This is a genomic window from Bradyrhizobium sp., assembly GCF_049581145.1.
In the GTDB taxonomy this organism is placed as follows: Bacteria; Pseudomonadota; Alphaproteobacteria; order Rhizobiales; family Xanthobacteraceae; genus Bradyrhizobium.
On the sequence record NZ_JBAURI010000804.1, the window covers coordinates 1 to 5,226 of the forward strand.

A 5,226-nucleotide genomic window follows, 5' to 3' on the forward strand; every position below is an offset into this window, starting at 1 on the left:
GGTCTCGCCCGCCACCGCGCGCACATCGCCGATCTCGCGCGTCACCGCGGCCGTGCCGCTCGCCGCCTGCTCGACATTGCGTGCGATCTCGCCGGTCGCAGCGCCCTGCTCCTCGACAGCCGCGGCAATCGCGGTGGCGATATCGGCCATTTCCTTGACGGTGGCGCCGAACTGCGTCATCGCGGTCACCGACTCGCCGGTCGCGCTCTGGATCGTCGCGATCTGGCTCGCGATCTGTTCCGTCGCCTGCGCGGTCTGGGTCGCGAGACTCTTCACTTCGCTGGCGACGATTGCGAAACCCCTGCCGGCATCGCCGGCCCGCGCCGCTTCGATGGTCGCGTTCAGAGCCAACAGATTGGTCTGGCTGGCGATCGCCTGGATCAGGGCGACGATGTTGCCGATCTTTTCCGCGGCGTTGGACAGCCCAAGGATCAATTCGGAGGTCCGCTGCGTCTCGCCGGTCGCCCGGTTCGACACCGTGACCGAACGCTGAACCTGGCTCGAGATTTCGCGGATCGAGGCCGCGATCTCCTGGGTCGCGGAGGCGACCGTCTGCACATTCACCGAGGCCTGCTCGGCCCGGGTGGCCACCGCTTCCGCCAGCCCGCGACCTCGTTCCGCCACCCGCGCCAGTTCGGAGGCGCTGCGCCCCATCTGCTCGGCCCGGCCGCCGACGCCGGTGATGACGCCCTGCATGCCCTGCTCGAAGCGGCCGGCCAGTTCCGCCATCACCCGTGCGCGATCCGCCTCGGTGGATTCGCGCTGTGCGGCGGCCTCGCGTTCCATGCGCCGAACCGCCAGCGCATTTTCGCGGAACACCTCGACGGCGCGCGCCATGCGGCCGATCTCGTCGCTCTGCTCGCCGCCCGGAATCGCTTCGTCCAGTTCGCCCGCCGCCAGCGATTGCATCCGGTCGGTCATGGCACGGATCGGACCGGAGACGCTGGCCCCGATCAGCCACGCCAGCACCGCTCCCAGAAGGAGAGCACAAGCGGCGGTCACGATGACCGTTTGCCTCGTGTCCTGGACCGCCGCCGCGGTTCTTTCCGCCTGTTCGGCACGGACGGCGCCGAGCTTCTGGTTGATCTTGTTGACCTCACCGTCGATCGTGGCGCTGGCCTTGACCAGGTCCCCCTGCCTTGCGTGCAGATCGCCGGCGACCTTGATCACCTCGTCCAGCGCGCCGGCATCAGCCGATATCGCGGTCTTCAGCGCGCCGACCAGCGACTTCAGTTTGGCGTCGCCGGATCCGGCCGTTTCGGCTCCGGCCATTTCGGCCTCGGAATCGACGATCGCCTTCTCGGCGTACATCAATGCGAGCTTGGCGTCGTCGGCATCGCTCGTCGCCAGCGTGGTGCCATAGCGCATCAGCGTGATCCGCGCCGCATCGACCACGGCGGCGAGCCGCATCGGGTTGAGCAGCCGTTCCGCATCGGACCGGTTGGCCAGGGCAACCTGAATGCCGCCGACATCCAGACCTGCGGCGGCGCCAAGCGCGTCAGTCTTGGTCGTGGCGGCGCGCAGCCTGTCGACAGCATTGGCGGCCGCGGCAAACGACGAACGATAGGTTTCCAGCGAGTCCCGAACCGGGCCGGCGCCATCCGCGATCGCCTGCAGCCTGCCGAACTGCCCGTCGACCTGATCGGCCAGCCTGCCGACGTCTTCGATCGCCTTGGTCGCGGCGGCCTTGTCGGCGACGTTCCAGGTCCGGGTGAATTTCTCCACCGCGCCGTTGGCGCCAAGCAACGCGGCGCGCACCTGCGACATGCCGGCGTCGCCGGCGGCACTGGTGACGAGCTCGTTGACGGTGCCGCCGATCCGCTCGACCTGGACCATGGCGAAACCCGCGAGCAGCACGAGGAAGCTCAGGACCAGCGCGAAGCCGCCGAACACCCGCGGGCGAACACCGATCCGGGACAACAACAGGGACAGTTTCATGGGATTCTCGAAAATTCCTAGGGAGTGGACCTGATCGCCACGAGCAGATCCTTGCCGAAACGCTTCTCGAACTCGCCCTCGAGCGGCTTGACCGCGTCAACAAAGGGCTGACGATCAATCTTCTCGATGACCTCCATGCCGCCACTGCGGAGCTCCTGGAGCTTCGGGACATCCAGCTGCGACTGCCAGGTTGTCTCGGCCGCCGCCTTGGCGGCCGCAATCAAGGCCGCCTGATCGCTCGGATCGAGCTGTTCGAACATCGCGCGGTTGGCGACGAAAGCGATCGGCGCGAAGAAATGCTCGGTGAGCGAGACGTATTTCTGGACTTCGTAGAAACGGCTGTTGACGATGGTCGCCACCGGATTTTCCTGGCCGTCGAGCCGTCCATCCTTCAGTGCGGCATAGACCAGCGGAAACTCCATCGGCACGACTTCGGCGCCCAGCGCCTTGAACGTCATCAGGTAGATGTCGTTCGGGATCACGCGGATCTTGAGCCCTTTGAGGTCCTCGGGCGTGCGGATCGGGCGCTTGGAATTGGTGATGTTGCGAAAACCCTGCTTGCCGAGCGCCAGCAGCGTCAGCCCCTTGTCGGCGAATTTGGCGGCGATCATCGCGCCGACCGGACCTTGGGCGACCGCCTTGGCGTGAGCGGCGTCGCGAAACAGGAAGGGAATGTCGAACACGCCCAGTTGAGGGACGACCGAGCTGACCACTCCGCCGGAGATCACCGCCAGGTCGACTGCGCCGGACCGGGTCGCGGCAAGGATCGCGTTCTCGCTGCCGAGCGCACCGCTGCCGCGCTCATCGACCGCAAAGCGCTTGCCGTCCAGCGCCAGCAGCTTCTCGCGAAACTCGTCCGATCCGGATTGCTGCGGCGCCTGCAGCTGCGAGTTGAAGGCAAGCGAGATCAGTCGCGGTGAAGCAAGAGCCGGGTGCGGCAGCGACAGCGTCGACGCAGTGATGATTGATCCCGCGATCCAAAGCCCTCGTCTCAATTTGCGCATGTCGCACCGTTGTTTGGCCATGCGGCAGACGTAGCAAGTAATGGTGGTTAATATCTTAAAAGGGCGGGTTATCACGGCTGTCTCGCGCGAAACCGGCGCCGGCACTGCCTCGACCGGTAACGGAATGCTGATTGATGCGACCGGTCGAACGCCGCGGCCGGCACGTTGCCCGCGTTTGCCGGCGCGCCCAGGAGCGGTCTCGCAAAAAACTCGCGGCGCCTGCCGTGCGGGTCCCGTCCCGGCACGCTTCGGGGCCGCGAAGGCATGCCGGGTCACCACTTCGCCGCGCGCTTCTCCGCGAACGAGGCAAGGCCTTCGGATGCCTCCGCTGTCTGGCGCTTGGCCGCGTGCATCCGGACCAGCCGTGCATAGGCCTCGTCGTCGACGCTCATGCCGCCAAACGAGCTTTCCATCGCAAGCCGCTTGGTCTCGGCCAGCGCCTCCGGTCCGTTGGCCAGCAATTGCTCGACGACCTTGGCGCCTGCCGAATCCAGTCCAGCGAGCGGCACCACCTCGTGCACCAGGCCGATCCGACGGGCTTCATGCGCATCGAAACGTTCGCCGGTCAGCGCGTAGCGACGCACCTGCCGGACGCCAATGGCGTCGCAGAGCTGCGGAATGATGATCGCAGCGGTCAGCCCCCATCGAACTTCCGTGATCGAGAACACCGCATTGTCGGCGGCAATCACCACGTCGCAGGCGGAAATCACGCCGGTGCCCCCGCCGAAGCAGCCGCCATGAACCAGCGCCACGGTCGGGACCGGCAGCCGGTTGAGCCGCTGTACGGCTTCGAACGTGGCGCGCGAGACCGCTTCGTTCTGCTCCGGCGATTGCGGCCTCACCGCGTTGATCCATTTCAGGTCGGCGCCGGCCTGAAAGTGTCTGCCATTGCCTTTCAGGACCACGACGCGAAGGCGGGGCTCGCTGCCGAGTTCATCCATCGCCGCGCGCATTCCATCGATTAGGCCGCCATCATAGGCGTTGTTGACCTCCGGGCGGTTCAGCGTGACCACAGCGACGCCGCGTTCATCGAGAGTCCACAGGACAGGGTTGGCGGACATTGACGCTCCGTTTCGGTTGAAGATGGATCTGCCGACCAATATGCCGAGACATCGGCCCTTGATCCATCCCGTTGCGGTCAGTGCATGGCACTGACCGCATCACCCGTTGCGCTGCGGTACAAGCTTGTGGAAACTGGCGCGTCGACCGTTACCCTCACAACAGGACCCCTCCCATGCGGATCTGCATTTTCGGCGCGGGCGCCGTCGGCAGCCATTTTGCGGTCCGGCTTGCGCTGGCCGGACATGATGTCGCCTGCGTGATGCGCGGGGCGCATCTCGACGCCGTCAAGGCAAGAGGCCTCACGCTCAAGGTCGGCGACGCCGAATTCACGGCCAAGGTGAAGGCATCCGACGATCCGGCGGCGCTCGGCGTTCAGGATCTGGTGATCAGCACGCTCAAGGCGACCGGCATCAGCAGTCTTGCGACCGGCCTGAAACCGCTGCTCGGCGCCGATACTCCCGTCGTGCTGGCGCAGAACGGCATTCCCTGGTGGTACGATATCGGGCTTTCGGCCGATCATCCGCCGCCGCCCGATCTCTCCTTCCTTGATCCCGGCGCCCAGCTGCGCGCGGCGATCGCAAGAGAGCGGATCGTCGGCGGGGTGATCTTTTCGGCGAACGAGGTGACAGCACCGGGAGTGGCAAGGAACCTCTCGCCCGAGCGCAACCGGCTTTTGATCGGCGAATGCGACGACCGCGCCGGCGAGCGGATCGCCCGGCTGCGGGCCGCGCTGGAAGCCGCCGCGATCGAATCGCCGGTTGCGCCACGGATCAGGGAGACGATCTGGTCGAAACTTCTGACCAACATGTCGATGTCGGTGCTGTGCCTGTTGACCGGACAGACCGCGCGCGCGGTGCGCGACGAGCCGGCGCTGCGCGATGTCATCCCCCGCCTGCTCGACGAGGCGAACGCGGTGGCGCAGCATTATTGTCCCGAGGTCAAGCGTGTCACCCGCACCGGCCCCGCGCCCGAGCACAAGCCGTCGATCCTGCAGGACTATGAACTGGGCCGCGCCATGGAGATCGACGTGCTGGTGCGGGCGCCGGCAGCCTTCGCGCGCGCCGCGGCACTATCGACGCCGATGCTCGACCTGATGGCGGGACTCGCCATCCAGAAGGCGCGCGACAAGGGTCTTTGTTCGGCCTGAACGGCACGGCAGCACCCCCAGAGCAGGACGCATCTACATGCAAATCAGGGACAAGGTCTGTGTGGTCACGGGAGG

Annotated in this window: 4 protein-coding genes; 1 reads left to right on the forward strand and 3 read right to left on the reverse strand. The window is 66.3% G+C overall.

All coding sequences use genetic code 11. The features are described 5' to 3' along the window. The 3 genes from WCB02_RS26380 to WCB02_RS26390 form a co-directional block, all read right to left on the reverse strand. Positions 1-1,938, reverse strand: a 1,938-nt coding sequence (locus tag WCB02_RS26380) for a methyl-accepting chemotaxis protein (protein ID WP_423962699.1), incomplete at its 3' end; no start/stop codon positions are given. Between the two features lie 17 nt (positions 1,939-1,955). Next, complete coding sequence (locus WCB02_RS26385) at positions 1,956-2,942, reverse strand: TRAP transporter substrate-binding protein (protein ID WP_423962702.1); 987 nt, start codon at positions 2,940-2,942, stop codon at positions 1,956-1,958. Positions 2,943-3,214: 272 nt separating this feature from the next. After that, the gene (locus WCB02_RS26390) at positions 3,215-4,003 is read right to left on the reverse strand and encodes an enoyl-CoA hydratase-related protein (protein ID WP_423962700.1); all 789 of its coding nucleotides are present in this window, start codon (positions 4,001-4,003) and stop codon (positions 3,215-3,217) included. Between the two features lie 173 nt (positions 4,004-4,176). Here WCB02_RS26390 and WCB02_RS26395 point away from each other — a divergent pair, with 173 nt between their 5' ends. Beyond that, positions 4,177-5,151: a 2-dehydropantoate 2-reductase gene (locus WCB02_RS26395; RefSeq protein ID WP_423962701.1), complete on the forward strand. Its 975-nt coding sequence runs from the start codon at positions 4,177-4,179 to the stop codon at positions 5,149-5,151. The last annotated feature ends 75 nt before the right edge of the window (positions 5,152-5,226 follow it).